Here is a 17,246-nt window from a genome sequence, read left to right as displayed (position 1 = left end):
TTTTTCTTTCTTCAATCTCCAAAGTACAGCGACTCCAAAATGGAAATCTACAGCTCCGCCAGCCAACAGGAAAAAACCCGCCAGGACCGCCCCGTCTTCTACTCCCGCACACGGCTGATCGCCGGTGCCACGCTCTGGGTGGTGGTCGCGGTCGTGCTCGCCGTGCTGTGCATCCGCGCGCAGGACAAGAACATCGGCATCCTCATTGCGGCGGGCTTCGGCCTGCTGGCCGCTTGGCTGGCCGTCAAGTGCATCCGTACGCTGGCCAACATCGCAACGCCCGCCTTCGTCATCGGCCGCCAGGGCCTGACCTTCGAGAACGGCCTGCTGCTGCCGTGGCACAACATCGTCGAGAACACCTGGGTCAACCAGGACTACATGGGCATTCCCATCGGCAAGCAGATCCAGATCAAGACCGATCTGCCCAAGCCGAAGGCCCGCGTGCTGCGCCGCGCGACGGCGCTGGAGATTTCGGGCGACGAGTACCTCGCGCTGTGCGACGCCTATGCGGCGTGACGGGCAACAACCGCGCGTTTGAGCCGCCAGGCGCCTGCTGGTAGGCTGGCGGGCCGCCATCCTCCGGGCTCGCTTTCGCGGGCCTCCCGCGCATGAACGCCTCTCACCGCCGGCCGGTTCCGCTGAACAAGGCCTACCGTCTCCTGAACCACGGACCCACCGTCCTCGTGAGCGCCGCGCACGATGGCCGGCGCAACATCATGGCCGCGGCCTGGGCCATGCCGCTGGACTTCGATCCGCCCAAGGTGGCCGTGGTGCTCGACAAGAGCACCTGGACGCGCGTGCTGCTCGAAGGCGCGGGCACCTTTGCGCTGCAGGTGCCCACGCGCGCGCAGCTCGACCTGACCGAGGCGCTGGGCAACAGCTCGGGCCGCGAGATCGCCGAGCGCGACGGCAGCGACAAGTTCGCCGCCTACGGCCTCTCGACCTTCGCGGGCGAGGTCACCGGCACGCCGCTGCTCGAAGGCTGCGCGGCCTGGCTCGAATGCCGGTTGCTGCCCGAGCCGCCGATCCAGCAGCGCTATGACCTGTTCCTGGGCGAGGTGATCGCGGCGCAGGCCGATGCGCGCGTGTTCTCGGAAGGCCGCTGGCATTTCGAGGGGCATGACGACCTGCGCACGCTGCACCACGTGGCGGGCGGGCACTTCATCGTCGACGGCGAGGCGGTCGATGCGAAGGCGCTGTCGCGCCTAGCGCCGTAGCCTGCATGCCGGACCTGAACCAGATCATCACCGTGGTCGGCTACAGCCTCATGGGCCTGCTGGCGGCCATGATGGGTTCGCTGGGCCTGGCGGCGCTGTGGACCTGGCGCGACTGGCCCGGCGCCGACCGCCTGACCGGCCTGGCCGCGCGGCTCGCGATCCTCACGTGGATGGTGGGTGGCGTGATGCTGATCGTCGGCGGGCTGGCGATGGCCGGGCTGGCGACCTGGGTCATCTTCTGGGCGTCCAAGCCGCTGCCGTCCACGGTGCTCGGTATCGCGGGCTACGTGGCCTCGCGGGCCGTGCTCGTGGGCATGGCGGTGCTGCTGGTGCGCAAGGGCTGCCTGGTGCTCTCCGCCTGGTGGGGCGCGAGGAAAGAAGAGGGCGCGCTCGAAGCGCCAGGCAGCGCTACAGCACGAAAGGAATGAAGCGTCGCGTGCCGCGCATGTACGCGCGGTAGTCGTCGCCGAAATGCGCGAGGCATTCCTTTTCGTCGCGCAGCGCCGTCAGGAAAAGGAACAGCGTGGCCGCGAGCACCAGCGCCAGCGTGAGCCAGGTGAACTGCTTGAGGAAGGCGCCCCAGGCCAGCAGCATCAGCGCCGTGTACATCGGGTGGCGGATGTAGCGGAAGGCGCCGGTGGTCACCAGCGCCGAGGTCTTTTCGAAACCGTACAGGGCCGGGTCGTCGTTGCGCGCCTCGCTCGGCTTGCCCTGCGCCTTGAGCAGCCGCACCGCGTGGATCGGCAGCCAGATCGACAGCGCCAGCAGCACGCATGAGAGCAGCTGCGTGAACGAGAGCGGATCGACATGCCACACCGGCAGGTTCAGCACGATCAGCACCAGCATGCATTCCCACGCGAAGAAGCGGTAGAAGCCGTGCGAGCCGGGCTGGCTCAGCGGCCCGCGCGACACGTACAGCAGCGCGGCCGTGCCGGCGACGAAAAGAAAGAGCTGGAACCAGAGGAGCATGGCGGCCGAATTTACACGGCCCGCAAGACTCAGCCGGAGATCGAAAACCCGCCGTCGACCGGGATGGCGGTGCCGGTCACGTAGTCGGAGGCGGCGCTGGCCAGGAACACGGCCGTGCCCGCGATGTCCGAAGGCTGGCCCCAGCGGCCGGCGGCGGCGCGCGTCTTCACGCGCTCGTACAGGCCCGGGATCTGGGTGCGCGCACCGTCGGTCAGCTCGGTCTCGAACCAGCCCGGAAGGATGGCGTTGACCTGGATCTGGTCGGCCGCCCACGAGAGCGCGGTCGACTTGGTGAGCTGCACGATGCCGGCCTTGCTCGCGGCGTAGGCCGGCGCGTAGGGCGCGCCGAAGATCGACATCATCGAGCCGATGTTGATGATCTTGCCGCCGCCCGCCTTCTTGAGATGCGGGTGCGCGGCGCGGCTGCACAGGAAGGCGCTGGTGAGGTTGGTGTCCATCACCTGGTGCCACTCGGCCAGCGCGAGCTGGTCGACCGGCTTGCGCACCGTGGTGCCGGCGTTGTTCACGAGGATGTCGAGCCGGCCGCAGCGCGCGGCGACCTCGTCGAAGGCCTGCTGCACCGAGGCTTCGTCGGTCACGTCGAGTGCGAGCGCGAAGCTGTCGCTGCCCAATGCCTTCAGCGATTCGACCGCGGCGGCCGACTTCTGCGCATTGCGCGCCGCAATGATGACGCGGGCGCCGGCCTTGGCGAGGCCCTGCGCCATGCCGAGGCCGATGCCGCCGTTGCCGCCGGTGACGAGCGCGACTTTTCCTGTGAGATCGAACATCAGGGGGAGCTTTAGGTGGTGGGTTTCTTGGAGACGAGCGTCAGGATATCGTAGCTCGCGACCAGTTCGCCCAGCTGGTTGGTCACCTCCACGTCCCAGGCCACCACGCCCTGGCCCTGGCCGCTCGCGTCCTTCTTGTTGCGGTCGATCTTGCGCTTGCAGGTCAGGCGCGCCTGGATGGTGTCGCCGATGCCCACGGGCTTGACGAAGCGCAGCGTGTCCAGGCCGTAGTTGGCCAGCACCGGGCCGGGCGAGGGCGACACGAACAGGCCCGCGGCCGCCGACAGCACGAAGTAGCCGTGCGCGATGCGCTTGCCGAAGGGCGAAGCCTTGGCCGCCTCTTCGTCGAAGTGCATGTAGAAGTAGTCGCCCGAGATGCCGCCGAAGGCGACGATGTCGGCCTCACCCACCGTGCGGCGGTGCGTGAGCAGCGAGTCGCCGATGCGCAGTTCCTCGAAGTAGCGGCGGAAGGGGTGCACCTCGCTCTCGCGCAGCGCGGCGCCGCGCACGTGCTCGCCGGTCACGGCCGCGAGCATGGTGGGCGAGCCCTGCAGCGCGGCGCGTTGCAGGTAGTGCTTCACGGCGCGCAGGCCGCCGAGCTCTTCGCCGCCGCCCGCGCGGCCCGGGCCGCCGTGCTTGAGCACCGGCAGCGGCGAGCCGTGGCCGGTCGATTCGGCGGCGGCTTCGCGGTCGAGCACCAGCAGGCGGCCGTGCCAGGCGGCGGCGACCGGGATGGCCTTGGCCGCGATGGCCGGGTCGCGCGTGACCAGCGTGCCCACGAGGCTGCCCTTGCCGCGCGCGGCCAGTGCCAGCGCTTCGTCGATGCCGTCGTAGGGCATGAGCGTGCTGACGGGGCCGAAGGCCTCGACGTCGTGCGCCGCATCGTGTTCGAGCGGCTTGCGGCTCAAGAGCAGCGTGGGCGCGAAGAACGCGCCTTCGCTCACGCCGTCGCCCACCGGCGCGAAGCCGTCGCGTTCGCCGTACACCAGCTCCGCGCCCTGCAGCAGCGTGGCGACGCGCTCGGCCACGTCGGCCTGCTGGTCGCGCGAGGCGAGGGCGCCCATGCGCACGTCTTCGCGCGACGGGTCGCCGATGACGGTCTTGGCCAGTCGTGCGCGCAGCTTCTCGGCCACCGCATCGAGGTGCTGGCGCGGCACGATCGCGCGGCGGATGGCGGTGCACTTCTGGCCGGCCTTGATGGTCATCTCGCGCGCCACCTCCTTCACGAAGAGGTCGAACTCCTCGTCGTCGGGCGTCACGTCGGGCGCGAGGATCGCGCAGTTGAGCGAGTCGGCCTCGGCGTTGAACGGGATCGACTGGCGCACCAGGTTCGCGTTCACGCGCAGCTTGGCGGCGGTGTCGGCCGAGCCGGTGAAGGTGACCACGTCGGGCCCTTCGAGGCGGTCGAGCAGGTCGCCGGTGCTGCCGATCACGAGTTGCAGGCTGCCCTCGGGCAGGATGCCCGACTGCACGATGAGCTTCATCAGCGCCTCGGTGAGGTAGCTGGTGGCCGTGGCCGGCTTGCCGATGCAGGGCATGCCCGCGAGGAAGCTGGGCGCGAACTTCTCGAGCAGGCCCCACACCGGGAAGTTGAAGGCGTTGATGTGCACCGCCACGCCGCCGCGCGGCACCAGGATGTGCGTGCCCGCGAAGCCGCCCTTCTTGCCCAGCGGGAAGGCCGGGCCTTCGTGCACGAGGTTGCCCGAAGGCAGCTCGTTGGTGCCGATGCTGGCGTAGGCGCTGAGCGTGCCGGCGCCGCCCTCGATGTCGATCCAGCCGTCGGCGCGCGTGGCACCGGTGTGGGCCGACACGGCATACAGCGCTTCCTTGTTCGCGGCCAGGTACTTGGCCAGCGCCTTCAGGCGTTCGGCGCGCTGCTGGAAGTCGAGCTTCATGAGCGCGGGGATGCCGACGCGGCGCGCGTGCGCCAGCGCCTCGGCGAAGTCGATGGCCTCGGCGTGCGTGCTTGCCACGGCCTGGCCGTTGACGGCGCTGCGCAGCGATTGCGCGGCTTGCTGGCCGATCCAGCGGCCGGCGATGTAGCTTTGAAGGGTGGTCATGGCGCGTGTCCTTTGAAGAGGGAAGGCGCAGCGGCGCGGTGCGCGCGCTGCGCGGGGGTCATTTCTTGTTGCCGATGCCCAGGTAGGTATCGATGATTCGCTGGTCGTGCAGCAGATCGCCGGCATTGCCTTCGAGCGCCACGGCGCCCATTTCGAGCACGTAGGCGCGGTCGGCCACCTGCAGCGCGGCGCGGGCGTTCTGTTCCACCAGCAGCACCGAGACGCCGTGCTTGCGCAGCTGCGACACCACGCGCAGCACCTCGCGCACCACCAGCGGGGCCAGGCCCAGCGAGGGTTCGTCGAGCATCAGCAGGCGCGGGCGCGCCATGAGCGCGCGGCCGATGGCCAGCATCTGGCGCTCGCCGCCCGAGAGCGTGGAGGCCATCTGCGGACGGCGCTCCTTCAGGCGCGGAAAGATCTCGAAGATCTCGTCCATGCGCGCGCGCTGGTCACGCTGGCCCTTGCGCCACTGGTAGAAGCCGCCGAGCAGCAGGTTGTCTTCGACCGACATCTCGCCGAACAGCTCGCGCCGCTCGGGCACCAGTGCCACGCCGCGCGCGACCATGGTCTCGACGCCGGGGCGCGCGATGCGCTCGCCGTCCAGCGACAGCTTGCCGGTCGACTGCAGCAGGCCCATGGCCGCGCACAGCAGCGTGGTCTTGCCGGCGCCGTTGGGGCCGATCACGGTGACGATCTCGCCTTCGTTCACGTGCAGGCGCACGCTGTGCACCGCCTCGACGGTGCGGTAGGCGACGCAGAAGTCTTCCAGTTGAAGGATCGGGTGGCTCATCGGGCGTCTTCCAGCAGTTCGTCGTCTGCGCCGCCCAGGTAGGCCTCGAGCACGCGCGGGTTGGCCTGCACTTCGGCCGGTGTGCCGGTGGCGATCACGGTGCCGAACTCCAGCACGGTGATGCGGTCGGCGAGGTTCATCACGAACTCCATGTCGTGCTCCACCACGAGGATGCCCAGGCCTTCGGCGCGCAGCTGGCCCAGCAACTCCGACAGCGCACGCTTCTCCAGGTGGCGCAGGCCGGCGGCGGGTTCGTCCAGCAGGAGTACCGAGGGCTGGCCGGCGAGCGCGCGGGCGATCTCGACCACGCGCTGCTGTCCGAGTGACAACGAAGCGGCCGGCGTGTCGGCATGCGCGCCCAGGCCGCAGCGCTCGATCTGCTTGCGGGCTTCGGCCATCAGCGCGGCCTCTTCGGCGCGATCGAGCCGCAGCATCGCCGCGAGCCAGCCGCGCCTGGCGCGCAGGTGCGCGCCGAGCGCCACGTTCTCGACCACGCTGCGCTGGCCCAGCAGGCGCACGTGCTGGAAGGTGCGGCCCAGGCCGCGCGCCGCGAAGGCGCGCGAGGGGCGGCCCGACATGGCATCGCCTTCGAGTCGCACTTCACCCGAACTAGGGTCGTCCACGCCCGAGATCATGTTGAAGAAGGTGCTCTTGCCCGCGCCGTTCGGGCCGATCAGCGCATGGATCTCGCCGGCCTTCAGCGTCATCGAGATGTCGTTGTTGGCGATGAGGCCGCCGAAGCGCTTGCTGACCGCGTCGGCCTGCAACAGCATCGTGCCTGCCGTCGGCAGCACGCGCTGCGCGAGCTGCGCCGCCGGTGCAGTCGCGGTGGCCGCGGGCGCCTTGGCCACCGGCCGCACCCAGCGGCTCACGAGCCGCGCCAGCGTGGGCCACAGGCCGTCGGCAAAGCGCTGCAGCACGAACAGCATCAAGAGGCCGAACACCACCACCTCGAAATTGCCGCTGGTGCCCAGCAGCGCGGGCAGGATGTCCTGCAGCTTCTCCTTCAGCAGCGTGATCAGCGTGGCGCCGAGCACCGCGCCCCACAGGTGGCCCGCGCCGCCGACCACCGCCATGAACAGCATCTCGATGCCGATGTTCAGGTTGAAGGGCGTCGGGTTCACGAAGCGCTGCATGTGCGCGTAGAGCCAGCCCGACACCGCCGCCAGCAGCGCGGCCAGCACGAACAGCTTGATGCGGTGGCGCGCCGTGTCCACGCCCATCGACTCGGCCATGAGCCGGCCGCCCTTGAGCGCGCGGATGGCGCGGCCTTCGCGCGAGTCGAGCAGGTTGTGCAGCGCCCACAGCGCGAGCAGCAGCACGGCCCAGATCACCACGCCGAGCGCGCGCGGCGAGGCCAGCGAGATGCCCGCCACCACCAGCGGCGGCACGCCCGTGATGCCGGTCTGGCCGCCCAGGAACTCCATGTTGCCGAGCAGGAAGTACAGGCTCAGGCCCCAGGCGATGGTGCACAGCGGCAGGTAGTGGCCCGACAGCTTGAGCGTGACCGCGCCGAGCGCCCAGGCCAGCGCGAAGGTCAGCACCAGCCCGAGCAGCAGGCCGAGCCACGGCACCAGCGCCGAACCGGCGATGCCGCCGAGCCAGCCCGCGGCCGTGGGTGAAGTGCAGATCCACGCGGTGGCATAGGCGCCCATGCCGACGAACGCGGCCTGGCCGAAGGAGGTCATGCCGCCCACGCCGGTCAGCATGACCAGCCCGGCGGCGACCAGCGCGTACAGGCCGATGTTGCTGAGCACCGCGACGGTGAAGTCGGGCAGCCAGCCCCAGGCCAGCGCGAGCGCCACGATGCACACCAGCGTGAGCGTGCGCGGCGTGACCAGCGGACGGCCCGCGTGTGCCGTCGTGGTGGAAGAAGTGGTGGGCGACGCGCTCATTCCTCGTCCTCCACATGGTGGCTGCGCAGCGAACGCCACCACAGCACCGGAATGATCAAAGTGAACACCAGCACTTCCTTGTACGCGCTGGCCCAGAACGAAGAGAAAGCCTCCAGCAGGCCGACCAGCAGCGCGCCCGCGAGCGCCAGCGGGTAGCTCGCGAGCCCGCCGACGATGGCGGCCACGAAGCCCTTCAGGCCGATGAGAAAACCGGTGTCGTAGTAGACCGTGGTGATCGGTGCGATCAGCAGGCCCGACACCGCGCCGATGAGTGCCGCAAGCGCAAAGCTCAGGTCGCCCGACAGTTCGGTGGGAATGCCCGAGAGCCGCGCGCCCACGCGGTTGATGGCCGTGGCGCGCAGCGCCTTGCCGACCATGGAGCGGCCGAAGAACCAGAACATCGCAATCACCAGCAGCAGTGTGACGCCCACCACCACGAGCGACTGCCCGCTCACGGGGATGCCGCCGATGTCGAAGCGCACGTCGGAGAACGGCGTGGTGCGTGAACCTTCGGCACCGAAGAAGAACAGGCCCAGGCCGACCAGCACGCCGTGCAGCGCGACCGAGACGATCAGCAGCATCAGCACCGTGGCGTCGGCCAGCGGGCGGTAGGCCAGGCGGTACAGCAGCGGGCCCAGCGGCGCGATCAGCACCAGCGTGGTCACCGCCTGCATGGTCATCGACGTGGGCTTGAGGCCCAGCACCAGCACCGCGGCGATCGCCGGGAAGGCGACGCACCAGGTGAAGGCCGAGCGCCAGTCGATGGTCGCGCCGCGCTTCCAGCGCCACACCTCCACGGCCAGCGCCATGACGCCCAGCGCCACCAGCAGCCACAGCGTGGCCGGCGTGCGCCCGCCCTGCAGCGCCGCCATCGAGAGCGCGCCGAAGGCGACGAACTCGCCCTGCGGAATGAAGATCACGCGCGTGACCGAAAACACCAGCACCAGCGCGAGCGCCATCAGTCCGTAGACCGCGCCGTTCACGATGCCGTCCTGCCCCAGCAACAGGGCAATCTGCAAGTCCATATGAAAACCTTCGGGCGGGGCCCGTGCGTCAGATCAGATCAAGAGCGACCGTCGTTGCGGTCGTTGCCACAAACACCCATCGCGGCCTGTTCCAGAAACACCGAGGAACCGGCTTTGCCGGGCCTCTGGTGTTGCCCCCGGTAGGGGGTAGGAGAAGCGACACGAAGTGCGCGGAGCCTGGGGGCGAGCTTAGGGTTGGAATTTCCAGGCGCCGTTTTCGATCTTGACCATCACGCGCGCGCGCTGGTCCAGGCCCAGGTGGTCGGCCGCGGTCATGTTGAACACGCCATGCGCGCCCGACACGTCCTTGGTCTGCTCGAGCGCATCGCGCAGGGCGGCGCGGAACTCGGGCGTGCCCGGCTGGGCCTTCTTCAGCGCGACCGGCACGGCCGAACTCATCAACAGGCCCGCGTCCCAGGCGTGCGCGCCGAAGGTCGAGACCGTGCCCTTGCCGTAGGCGGCTTCATAGGCGGCGACGTAGGCGAGCGCAGACTTCTTCACGGGGTTGCTGGCGGGCAGCTGGTCGGCCACGAGCACCGGGCCGGCCGGCAGGAAAGTGCCGTCCACGTCCTTGCCGCCCACGCGCAGGAAGTCGGCGTTGGCCACGCCGTGCGTCTGGTACATCTTGCCGGTGTAGCCGCGCTCCTTGAGCGTCTTCTGCGGCAGCGCGGCCGGCGTGCCGGAGCCGGCGACCAGCACCGCGTCGGGCTTGGCCGACATGAGCTTCAGCGCCTGGCCGGTGACCGAGGTGTCGGAGCGCGCATAGCGCTCGTTGGCCACGATCTTGATCTTCTTCAGGTCGGCGGCTTTGGCGAATTCCTGCGACCAGCCTTCGCCGTACGCGTCGGAGAAACCGATGAAGCCGACCGTCTTCACGCCGTTGGCGGCCATGTGCTCGGCGATGGCCAGCGACATCATGATGTCGTTCTGCGGCGTCTTGAACACCCACTTCTTCTTGGCGTCCATCGGCTCGATGATGCGGGCCGAGGCGGCCACCGAGATCATCGGCGTCTGTGCTTCGCTGGCCACGTCGATCATCGCGAGCGAGGCCGGCGTGGTGGTCGAGCCCAGGATCACGTCGACCTTGTTCTCGGCGATCAGCTTGCGCGTGTTGTTCACGGCGGCCGTGGTGTCGGAGGCATCGTCCAGCACGATGTAGTTGATCTTCTGCCCGCCGATCGTCTTGGGCATCAGCGCGATGGTGTTCTTCTCGGGGATGCCGAGCGACGCCGCCGGCCCGGTGGCCGAGATGGTCACGCCGACGTTGACGTCGGCCCAGGCCGAGAGGGCCGTGGCGCACAGGGCGGCGATCAGCAGGGGCTTGAAGAATTTCATGGTTGGTTTGTCTCCGGGTTGAAAGGGGAAAGGCCGAGGGAAAAGCCGTGCGTTCAACGCTCGTCGAAGGACAGCGTGACGCGTTCGGTCAGGGGGTGGGCCTGGCAGGTCAGCACGAATCCCGCGGCCACCTCATTCTTGTCGAGCGCGAAGTTTCTTTCCATGCGGACTTCCCCGTCCACGCACTTCGCGCGGCAGGTGCCGCACACGCCCGAGGTGCACGAGAACGGCACCTCGAGCCCGGCCGCCGACGCCGCATCGAGGATGCTGGGCTGGCCCTCGGTGTAGGTGATCTCGCGCTGCAGGCCGTCGCGCACGATGGTCACGCGCGCCTGCTTGGCGTCGCCCGGCTGCGCCTCGTGCACCACCGCACCGACCTGGCTGGCCGAGGGCAGCGCGACGCCGAAGCGCTCGATGTGGATGCGGTCCTCGGGCACGCCCGCGGCGAGCAGCGCGGCCTCGGCCTCGTCGTTCATCTGGAACGGGCCGCACACGTACACGTGGTCGATCTGCGCGGCGGGCACCACCGAGGCCAGGAACTCGCCGATCTTCTCGCGGTTCATCACGCCGAAGCCCAGCGGCGAATCGGTGTGCTCGTCGGAGAACACGTGCTGCAGCACGAGCCGCGTCATGTAGCGGTTCTTCAGGTCCTCGATCTCTTCCTTGAACATCGTGGACTGCAGCTGGCGGTTGCCGTAGATCAGCGTGAAGCGGCTCTTGGGCTCGCGCGCCAGCACGGTCTTCATGATCGACAGGATCGGCGTGATGCCGCTGCCGCCGGCGATGCCGACGTGGTGGCGCGTGGCCTCGGGCTCGATGGGCACGAAGAAGCGGCCTTGCGGCGCCATCACCTGCAGGCTGTCGCCGGGTTGCAGGTGGGCGTTGATCCAGTTGGAGAACACGCCGCCGCGCACCTTGCGCACGCCGACGCGCAGCTCGCCGTCGTCGAGGCCGGCGCAGATCGAATAGGAACGGCGCAGGTCCTGGCCGTCGATGTCATGGCGCAGCGTGAGGTACTGGCCCTGCGTGAAGCCGAAGACTTCGCGCAGCGCGGGCGGCACCTCGAACGAGACGATGACGGCCTCGTGCGTGTCGGGCTCGATGGCCTTCACGCGCAGGGGGTGGAAGAGGGTGCTCATCGTGGGCGTGCCTCAGATAGGCTTGAAATGTTCGAAGGGTTCGCGGCAGGCCATGCAGCGGTACAGGGCCTTGCAGGCGGTGGAGCCGAAGGCCGACAGGCGCTCGGTGCGCTCGCTCGCGCAGCGCGGGCAGGCGATGCGCTCGCCGGCCATGCGGCCGAAGAGCTTGATCGGCACGGCGGTGTTGGAGGCCTGCTCGGGCGTGAGGTGCGCGGGCGGCGCGATGCCGTAGGCCTTGAGCTTGTCGCGGCCTTCGTCGCTGATCCAGTCGCTGGTCCAGGCGGGTGCGCGGCGCAGCGTGGCGCGCGCGCGGCCCAGGCCTGCGTGCTCGATGGCGGCCAGCACGTCGTGCTCGATGGCTTCGGTCGCGGGGCAGCCGGAGTAGGTCGGCGTGAGCACGATCTCCAGGCCGTCGTCGTGTTCGATCACCTCGCGCACGATGCCCAGGTCGCAGACCGACACGGCCGGCACCTCGGGGTCGGGCACGGTGTGCAGCACGGCCCACGCCGCATCAATGCGCGACGCCACGGCGTTCGTCACCACACGCCTCCGGGGAAGCTGCGCTGCAGGTGCTGCATCTCGGCCAGGATGTAGCCCATGTGCTCGCTGTGCACGCCGTGCTTGCCGGTGCTGCGGAAGGCGGCTTCCTTCGGCATGGCGAGGCCGGCGGCGTCGAGCACCTGCTGCATCTCGGCCAGCCACGGCTCGCGCAGTTCGCTCCAGGCCGGGCCGAGGCCGCTGGCGCTGGCCTGCGCGTCGACGTCGTCGCTGTCGAACAGCTCGGGCACGTAGAGCCACAGCTGCTTGAGCGCCTTCTCGGTGCGGCGGCGCGATTCGTCGGTGCCGTCGCCCAGGCGCACGACCCAGTCGGCCGAGTGCTGCTGGTGGTAGCGCGCTTCCTTCAGTGCCTTGCCGGCGATGGCGGCCACCTCGGCGTCGCTCGATGCGGCCAGGCGTTGCCACAGCAGCTTGAGCAGCGTGGCGACCATGGTGTTGCGCAGCACGGCAAAGGCGAAATCGCCGCGCGGCAGCTCCACCAGCGTGAGGTTGAAGTAGTCGCGCTCGTCGCGCAGGTAGGCGAGCTGGTCTTCGTCGTGCGCGCGGCCGGCGCCTTCGAGCTGGCCGGCGTGCGTGAGCACGGCGCGGGCCTGGCCGACGAGGTCGAGCGCGATGTTGGCCATCGCGATGTCTTCTTCGAGCACCGGTGCGTGGCCGCACCATTCGCCCAGGCGCTGCGCGAGCACCAGGCAGGTGTCACCGATGCGCAGCAGGTAGTGCACGGCGGGCGTGCGGTTCAGTTCGATCGAGGCTTGCATGGCGTGCCGTTCCTGGCTCACATGTGGTCCACGGACTTGGGCAGTGCGTAGAAGGTGGGGTGGCGGTACACCTTGTCTTCGGCCGGGTCGAAGAACATGTCCTTGTCGCCCGGGTCGCTGGCCACGATCTGGTCGGAGCGCACCACCCAGATGCTGCTGCCTTCCTGGCGGCGCGTGTAGACGTCGCGCGCCATCTGGATCGCCATCTTGGGGTCGGCCGCGTGCAGGCTGCCGCAGTGCTTGTGATCGAGGCCGGCCTTGCTGCGCACGAACACTTCCCACAGGGGCCACTCTTGCTTCACTTCGGTGCTCATGCTGCTTCCTTCAAAGGTTGTTTGTTGGCGTGGGCCATCGCGGCTTCGCGCACCCAGGCGCCGTCGTCCCAGGCGTCCACGCGGGCCTGCAGGCGTTCGCGGTTGCAGGGGCCGTCGCCGGCGATCACGCGCCAGAATTCGCTCCAGTCGATGACGCCGAAGTCGTGCGCCTGGCGTTCTTCGTTCCACTTGAGGTCGGGGTCGGGCAGGGTCACGCCGAGGATCGCGGCCTGCTCGACGGTGGCGTCGATGAACTTCTGGCGCAGCTCGTCGTTGCTGAAGCGCTTGATGCCCCAGCGCATCGACTGCGCCGAGTTGGGCGACTGGTCGTCGGGCGGGCCGAACATCATGATCGAGGGCCACCACCAGCGGTTGACCGCGTCCTGCACCATCGCCTTCTGCGCGTCGGTGCCGTGGGTCATCATGGTCAGCAGCGACTCGTAGCCTTGGCGCTGGTGAAAGCTTTCTTCGCGGCAGATGCGGATCATGGCGCGCGCATACGGTGCGTACGAGCAGCGGCAGATCGGCACCTGGTTCATGATGGCCGCGCCGTCGACCAGCCAGCCGATGGTGCCCATGTCGGCCCAGCTGAGCGTGGGGTAGTTGAAGATCGAGCTGTACTTGGCCTTGCCCGTGTGCAGCGCGTCGAACATCTGGTCGCGCGAGGTGCCCAGCGTTTCGGCGGCGGCGTACAGGTACAGGCCGTGGCCGCCTTCGTCCTGCACCTTGGCCAGCAGGATGGCCTTGCGCTTGAGCGTGGGCGCGCGGCTGATCCAGTTGCCCTCGGGCAGCATGCCGACGATTTCCGAATGCGCGTGCTGGCTGATCTGGCGCACCAGCGTCTTGCGGTAGTGCTCGGGCATCCAGTCTTTCGCCTCGATGAAGTCGCCGGCGTCGATGCGCGCGTCGAAGCGTTCCTCGAGACGCAGCTCGTCGGCGGAGCGCACGGCCTTCTGCTTGCCGTCGCCTGCGTCCTTGCCCATCGTGTCCATGGCCTGGGTGTACATGTGCGTGTCCTTTCGGTGCGGTGTGTGGGGCGCGGGCGGTTCAGCGCGGGCGCGTGTCGACGACGCGCCGGGCCTTGCCGGTCTGCGTGCGTTCCATTTCGTCGGGGCCGTGCACGACCACGCGGGTGGAGATGCCGATGAGCGTCTTCACGCGGTGCTGCACCCACTCGGAGATGGCGTTGCGGTCGGCCGCGGCGGCTTCGTGCGGCGTGAGTTCGCAGTGCACCTCGACCTGGTCGAGCAGGCCTTCGCGGCTCACGCGCACCTGGTACAGGCCGGTGAGGGCGCTGTGCGCGAGCACGATCTCTTCCACCTGCGTGGGGAAGACGTTCACGCCGCGGATGATCATCATGTCGTCGCTGCGCCCGACGATCTTGCCCATGCGGCGGAACGCGCGCGAGGTGGGCGGCAACAGGCGCGTGAGGTCGCGCGTGCGGTAGCGCACGATCGGCATCGCTTCCTTGCTCAGCGAGGTGAAGACCAGTTCGCCTTCTTCGCCGTCGGCCTTCAGCTCGCCCGTTTCGGGGTCGATGATCTCGGGGTAGAAGTGGTCTTCCCAGATCACCGGGCCGTCCTTGCTCTCGACGCATTCGCTGGCCACGCCCGGGCCCATCACTTCACTCAGGCCGTAGATGTCGACCGCGTCGATGCCGGCGCGGGTCTCGATGTCGCGGCGCATGGCTTCGGTCCACGGCTCGGCGCCGAAGATGCCGACCTTGAGCGAGCTGTCCTTCGCATCGAGGCCCTGGCGCTCGAACTGCTCGATGATCACCTGCATGTAGCTGGGCGTGACCATGATGATGTCGGGCTTGAAGTCCTGGATGAGCTGCACCTGCTTCTCGGTCTGGCCGCCCGACATCGGGATGACGGTGCAGCCCGCGCGTTCGGCGCCGTAGTGCGCACCCAGGCCGCCGGTGAAGAGGCCGTAGCCGTAGGCGACGTGGATCATGTCGCCGGGCCGTCCGCCCGCTGCGCGGATCGAGCGCGCGACGAGGTCGGCCCAGGTGTCGATGTCGTTCTTGGTGTAGCCCACCACGGTCGGCTTGCCGGTGGTGCCCGACGACGCGTGGATGCGCGCGACCTGCGTGCGCGGCACGGCGAACATGCCGAAGGGGTAGTTGTCGCGCAGGTCGGTCTTCACCGTGAACGGGAATTTCGACAGGTCGGCCAGTGACTTCAGGTCGTCGGGGTGCACGCCCTTGGCATCGAAGGCCTGGCGGTAGTGCGGCACGTGGTCGTAGGCGTTGCGCAGCGTGGCGCGCAGGCGCGTGAGCTGCAGGGCGGCGATCTCGTCGCGGCTGGCGGTTTCGATCGGGTCGAGGTCGCCGGGGGCGGGGCGTTTCACGGTCATGGTGGGGTGTCTCCTCAAGCGGCCGGGACGGCCGGCCGACCCTTGGCGGTGTACGAGCGACCGCGGAACATCGCGATGCGCTCGCCGCGCTGGTTGGTGATTTCGGTGTCGTACACGCCGGTGCGCCCGGCCTTGGAGACTTCGAAGCAGCGCGCGGTGAGCACGTCGCCCTCGCGCGCCGGCGCGAGGAAGTCGATGGCGAAGCCCGAGGCCACGGTCAGCTCGTTGTACGAGTTGCAGGCGAAGGCGAAGGTGGAATCGGCCAGCGTGGCCATGAAGCCGCCGTGGCAGATGGCGTGGCCGTTGAGCATGTCGGGGCGCACGCGCATCTCGAGCGTGGCCTGGCCGGGGCCGACCTCCACGATGCGCATGCCCAGGCCCTTGCTGGCGTTGTCGTTCGCGAACATGCCGTCGCGCACGTACTCGGCGGTCTGTTGCGGGGTGCGGGAAGCGTCGGTCATCTCAGCGGTCCTTGAACACCGGGGCGCGCTTGGCGCGGAAAGCCTCGACACCTTCGCGGTAGTCGTCGGCGTTGCCCATCTCGCGTTGGATGCGCGCTTCTTCGGCAAGTGCCGCGCCCAGGTCGAGGTTTTGCGCGGCGGCCATGGCCTCGCGGGTGGCGACCAGGGCGCGTGTGGGCATGCCGGCCAGGCGCGCCGCCAGCGCGGCGGCGGTGTCGGGCAGGGTCGCGTCGTCCACGCACTGCCAGATCAGGCCGATGCGCGCGGCGTCTTCGGCGGGCAGCTTGTCGCCCAGCATCGCGATGCCCAGCGCGCGCGCCGGGCCCACGAGGCGCGGCAGCAGCCAGGTGCCGCCGGTGTCGGGCACGAGGCCGATCTTGGTGAAGGCCTGGATGAAGCTGGCCGAGCGGCCGGCCACGACGAGGTCGCAGCACAGCGCGAGGTTGGCGCCCGCGCCGGCCGCCACGCCGTTGACGGCGGCAACCACCGGCACCGGCATCGAGCGCAGGCGTGCGACCAGCGGGCCGTAGTAGGTGGAGATGACGTGGCCCAGGTCCTTGGGCGCGGCGCCGGGCGTCGGGTCGGGCGCGACCGACGGGTCGGCCAGGTCCTGCCCCGCGCAGAAGGCGCGGCCGGCGCCGGTGAGCACCACGCAGCGCACGCTGCTGTCGGCGGCCGCGGCTTCGAGTGCGGCCAGCAACTCGGCGTGCAACCCGGTCGTGAAGCTGTTGAGCGCCGCGGGGCGGTTCAGGCTCAGCGTGCGGACGGCGCCGGCGTTGCTGATGAGTACCAAAGGCTCAGTCATGCGTGTCTCTTTCATCCTTTGTGGGGACGGCTCGGTGCGTAAACACTATTGACCGACCGTTCGGTTGATTTTAGGATCGACCTCGATTCCGGCACAAGCGGGGTGCATTCAGGGCAAACCCTGAGGCCTGCAAAAAACAAGGAGACCGAATGCCCAGCTATTCCATCGACGGCGTGATTCCTGTCGTCGACCCGAGCGCCTACGTGCATCCCACGGCCGTGCTGATCGGCGACGTGATCGTCGGCCCGAACTGTTATGTCGGCCCCTGCGCCAGCCTGCGCGGCGACTTCGGCCGCATCGTGCTGCAGGAGGGCTCGAACGTGCAGGACCACTGCTGCATCCACGGCTTTCCCGACAACGACACGGTGGTGGAGGTCAACGGCCACATCGGCCACGGCGCGATCCTGCACAGCTGCATCGTGCGGCGCGACGCGCTGGTGGGCATGAACGCGGTGGTGATGGACGAGGCCGAGGTGGGCGAGAAAGCCATCGTCGCGGCCTGCGCCTTCGTGCCCGCCGGCATGAAGGTGCCCGCGCGCTCGCTCGCGGCGGGCATCCCGGCCAAGGTGCGGCGCGAACTCAGCGACGAAGAGATCGCCTGGAAGCTCGAAGGCACGCAGACCTACCAGGCGCTGACGGTGCGCAGCCTGGCCAGCCTGCACGAGGTGGCGCCGCTCGCCGAGGTGGAAAAAGACCGGCCGCGCCTGCCCGCCACCGACGTGAAATCCCTGATCGCCACCCGCCGCGGATAGCCCTGCGGCTTCATGCAAGATC

Annotated in this window: 19 protein-coding genes; 4 read left to right on the top strand and 15 right to left on the bottom strand. The window is 69.1% G+C overall.

Going from position 1 to position 17,246, the window contains the following annotated elements; all coding sequences use genetic code 11:
* Positions 1–39 precede the first annotated feature (39 nt).
* The 3 genes from AC07O4_RS18815 (at position 40) to AC07O4_RS18805 (ending at position 1,645) form a co-directional block, all read left to right on the top strand.
* On the top strand, positions 40–516 hold the full coding sequence (locus AC07O4_RS18815) for a hypothetical protein (protein ID WP_062478668.1): 477 nt from the start codon (positions 40–42) through the stop codon (positions 514–516).
* Between the two features lie 92 nt (positions 517–608).
* The gene (locus AC07O4_RS18810; RefSeq protein ID WP_492741250.1) at positions 609–1,217 is read left to right on the top strand and encodes a flavin reductase family protein; all 609 of its coding nucleotides are present in this window, start codon (positions 609–611) and stop codon (positions 1,215–1,217) included.
* 5 nt (positions 1,218–1,222) lie between these two features.
* A complete protein-coding gene (locus AC07O4_RS18805) occupies positions 1,223–1,645 on the top strand; it encodes a hypothetical protein (RefSeq protein ID WP_492741249.1) in 423 nt (140 codons plus the stop codon).
* Here the strand turns inward: AC07O4_RS18805 and AC07O4_RS18800 are convergent.
* The 15 genes from AC07O4_RS18800 to AC07O4_RS18730 all read right to left on the bottom strand — a co-directional run bounded on the left by AC07O4_RS18800 (position 1,626) and on the right by AC07O4_RS18730 (position 16,472).
* Complete coding sequence (locus tag AC07O4_RS18800) at positions 1,626–2,186, bottom strand: methyltransferase family protein (protein ID WP_492741248.1); 561 nt, start codon at positions 2,184–2,186, stop codon at positions 1,626–1,628. The genes AC07O4_RS18805 and AC07O4_RS18800 overlap by 20 nt on opposite strands.
* A 29-nt stretch (positions 2,187–2,215) precedes the next feature.
* Positions 2,216–2,974 (bottom strand): SDR family NAD(P)-dependent oxidoreductase, encoded by a 759-nt coding sequence (locus tag AC07O4_RS18795; protein ID WP_492741247.1) that lies wholly within the window; start codon positions 2,972–2,974, stop codon positions 2,216–2,218.
* A gap of 11 nt (positions 2,975–2,985) precedes the next feature.
* Positions 2,986–5,034, bottom strand: coding sequence for a phenylacetic acid degradation bifunctional protein PaaZ (gene paaZ / locus AC07O4_RS18790; RefSeq protein WP_492741246.1), 2,049 nt, complete (start codon positions 5,032–5,034; stop codon positions 2,986–2,988).
* A gap of 58 nt (positions 5,035–5,092) precedes the next feature.
* The gene (locus tag AC07O4_RS18785; protein WP_062478652.1) at positions 5,093–5,824 is read right to left on the bottom strand and encodes an ABC transporter ATP-binding protein; all 732 of its coding nucleotides are present in this window, start codon (positions 5,822–5,824) and stop codon (positions 5,093–5,095) included.
* A complete protein-coding gene (locus AC07O4_RS18780) occupies positions 5,821–7,719 on the bottom strand; it encodes a branched-chain amino acid ABC transporter ATP-binding protein/permease (protein WP_495305307.1) in 1,899 nt (632 codons plus the stop codon). The genes AC07O4_RS18785 and AC07O4_RS18780 overlap by 4 nt, the downstream gene beginning before the upstream one ends.
* Entirely contained in the window at positions 7,716–8,744 is a 1,029-nt protein-coding gene (locus AC07O4_RS18775; RefSeq protein WP_062478648.1) for a branched-chain amino acid ABC transporter permease, read from the bottom strand. The genes AC07O4_RS18780 and AC07O4_RS18775 overlap by 4 nt, the downstream gene beginning before the upstream one ends.
* A 189-nt stretch (positions 8,745–8,933) precedes the next feature.
* Positions 8,934–10,079: an ABC transporter substrate-binding protein gene (locus tag AC07O4_RS18770; RefSeq protein WP_070063655.1), complete on the bottom strand. Its 1,146-nt coding sequence runs from the start codon at positions 10,077–10,079 to the stop codon at positions 8,934–8,936.
* A 53-nt stretch (positions 10,080–10,132) separates the two neighbouring features.
* Entirely contained in the window at positions 10,133–11,218 is a 1,086-nt protein-coding gene (gene paaE, locus AC07O4_RS18765) for a 1,2-phenylacetyl-CoA epoxidase subunit PaaE (RefSeq protein WP_495305306.1), read from the bottom strand.
* A gap of 12 nt (positions 11,219–11,230) precedes the next feature.
* Positions 11,231–11,758 carry a 1,2-phenylacetyl-CoA epoxidase subunit PaaD gene (gene paaD, locus AC07O4_RS18760; protein WP_495305305.1) on the bottom strand — a complete coding sequence of 176 codons (528 nt, stop codon included), beginning with the start codon at positions 11,756–11,758 and terminating at the stop codon, positions 11,231–11,233.
* Positions 11,755–12,534, bottom strand: coding sequence for a 1,2-phenylacetyl-CoA epoxidase subunit PaaC (gene paaC, locus AC07O4_RS18755; RefSeq protein ID WP_095949436.1), 780 nt, complete (start codon positions 12,532–12,534; stop codon positions 11,755–11,757). The genes paaD and paaC overlap by 4 nt, the downstream gene beginning before the upstream one ends.
* A 17-nt stretch (positions 12,535–12,551) precedes the next feature.
* The gene (gene paaB / locus AC07O4_RS18750) at positions 12,552–12,848 is read right to left on the bottom strand and encodes a 1,2-phenylacetyl-CoA epoxidase subunit PaaB (RefSeq protein WP_062478634.1); all 297 of its coding nucleotides are present in this window, start codon (positions 12,846–12,848) and stop codon (positions 12,552–12,554) included.
* The gene (paaA, locus tag AC07O4_RS18745; protein ID WP_495305304.1) at positions 12,845–13,855 is read right to left on the bottom strand and encodes a 1,2-phenylacetyl-CoA epoxidase subunit PaaA; all 1,011 of its coding nucleotides are present in this window, start codon (positions 13,853–13,855) and stop codon (positions 12,845–12,847) included. Before paaA ends, paaB begins: the two co-directional genes overlap by 4 nt.
* Before the next feature lie 40 nt (positions 13,856–13,895).
* Positions 13,896–15,206, bottom strand: coding sequence for a phenylacetate--CoA ligase PaaK (gene paaK / locus AC07O4_RS18740; protein ID WP_495305303.1), 1,311 nt, complete (start codon positions 15,204–15,206; stop codon positions 13,896–13,898).
* Between the two features lie 14 nt (positions 15,207–15,220).
* Positions 15,221–15,667, bottom strand: coding sequence for a hydroxyphenylacetyl-CoA thioesterase PaaI (gene paaI / locus AC07O4_RS18735; RefSeq protein WP_062478628.1), 447 nt, complete (start codon positions 15,665–15,667; stop codon positions 15,221–15,223).
* A 1-nt stretch (position 15,668) separates the two neighbouring features.
* Positions 15,669–16,472, bottom strand: a complete 804-nt coding sequence (locus AC07O4_RS18730; RefSeq protein WP_495305302.1) for an enoyl-CoA hydratase-related protein — start codon at positions 16,470–16,472, stop codon at positions 15,669–15,671.
* A gap of 149 nt (positions 16,473–16,621) precedes the next feature.
* On the opposite strand from AC07O4_RS18730, the gene AC07O4_RS18725 reads away from it, so the two are divergent.
* Positions 16,622–17,224 carry a phenylacetic acid degradation protein PaaY gene (locus AC07O4_RS18725; protein ID WP_095743881.1) on the top strand — a complete coding sequence of 201 codons (603 nt, stop codon included), beginning with the start codon at positions 16,622–16,624 and terminating at the stop codon, positions 17,222–17,224.
* Positions 17,225–17,246: the final 22 nt, after the last annotated feature.

The organism is Variovorax sp. GW821-FHT09D04, from assembly GCF_059416405.1.
Note: the sequence above shows the minus strand (reverse complement) of the source record. Positions and strands in the feature narration are given on the sequence as shown.

Bases quoted from the DNA above. Each gene is read 5' to 3' on its own strand.
- AC07O4_RS18815 (WP_062478668.1), top strand. From the start codon at position 40: ATGGAAATCTACAGCTCCGCCAGCCAACAGGAAAAAACCCGCCAGGAC.
- AC07O4_RS18810 (WP_492741250.1), top strand. From the start codon at position 609: ATGAACGCCTCTCACCGCCGGCCGGTTCCGCTGAACAAGGCCTACCGT.
- AC07O4_RS18805 (WP_492741249.1), top strand. From the start codon at position 1,223: ATGCCGGACCTGAACCAGATCATCACCGTGGTCGGCTACAGCCTCATG.
- AC07O4_RS18800 (WP_492741248.1), bottom strand. From the start codon at position 2,186: ATGCTCCTCTGGTTCCAGCTCTTTCTTTTCGTCGCCGGCACGGCCGCG.
- AC07O4_RS18795 (WP_492741247.1), bottom strand. From the start codon at position 2,974: ATGTTCGATCTCACAGGAAAAGTCGCGCTCGTCACCGGCGGCAACGGC.
- paaZ (WP_492741246.1), bottom strand. From the start codon at position 5,034: ATGACCACCCTTCAAAGCTACATCGCCGGCCGCTGGATCGGCCAGCAA.
- AC07O4_RS18785 (WP_062478652.1), bottom strand. From the start codon at position 5,824: ATGAGCCACCCGATCCTTCAACTGGAAGACTTCTGCGTCGCCTACCGC.
- AC07O4_RS18780 (WP_495305307.1), bottom strand. From the start codon at position 7,719: ATGAGCGCGTCGCCCACCACTTCTTCCACCACGACGGCACACGCGGGC.
- AC07O4_RS18775 (WP_062478648.1), bottom strand. From the start codon at position 8,744: ATGGACTTGCAGATTGCCCTGTTGCTGGGGCAGGACGGCATCGTGAAC.
- AC07O4_RS18770 (WP_070063655.1), bottom strand. From the start codon at position 10,079: ATGAAATTCTTCAAGCCCCTGCTGATCGCCGCCCTGTGCGCCACGGCC.
- paaE (WP_495305306.1), bottom strand. From the start codon at position 11,218: ATGAGCACCCTCTTCCACCCCCTGCGCGTGAAGGCCATCGAGCCCGAC.
- paaC (WP_095949436.1), bottom strand. From the start codon at position 12,534: ATGCAAGCCTCGATCGAACTGAACCGCACGCCCGCCGTGCACTACCTG.
- paaB (WP_062478634.1), bottom strand. From the start codon at position 12,848: ATGAGCACCGAAGTGAAGCAAGAGTGGCCCCTGTGGGAAGTGTTCGTG.
- paaA (WP_495305304.1), bottom strand. From the start codon at position 13,855: ATGTACACCCAGGCCATGGACACGATGGGCAAGGACGCAGGCGACGGC.
- paaK (WP_495305303.1), bottom strand. From the start codon at position 15,206: ATGACCGTGAAACGCCCCGCCCCCGGCGACCTCGACCCGATCGAAACC.
- paaI (WP_062478628.1), bottom strand. From the start codon at position 15,667: ATGACCGACGCTTCCCGCACCCCGCAACAGACCGCCGAGTACGTGCGC.
- AC07O4_RS18730 (WP_495305302.1), bottom strand. From the start codon at position 16,472: ATGACTGAGCCTTTGGTACTCATCAGCAACGCCGGCGCCGTCCGCACG.
- AC07O4_RS18725 (WP_095743881.1), top strand. From the start codon at position 16,622: ATGCCCAGCTATTCCATCGACGGCGTGATTCCTGTCGTCGACCCGAGC.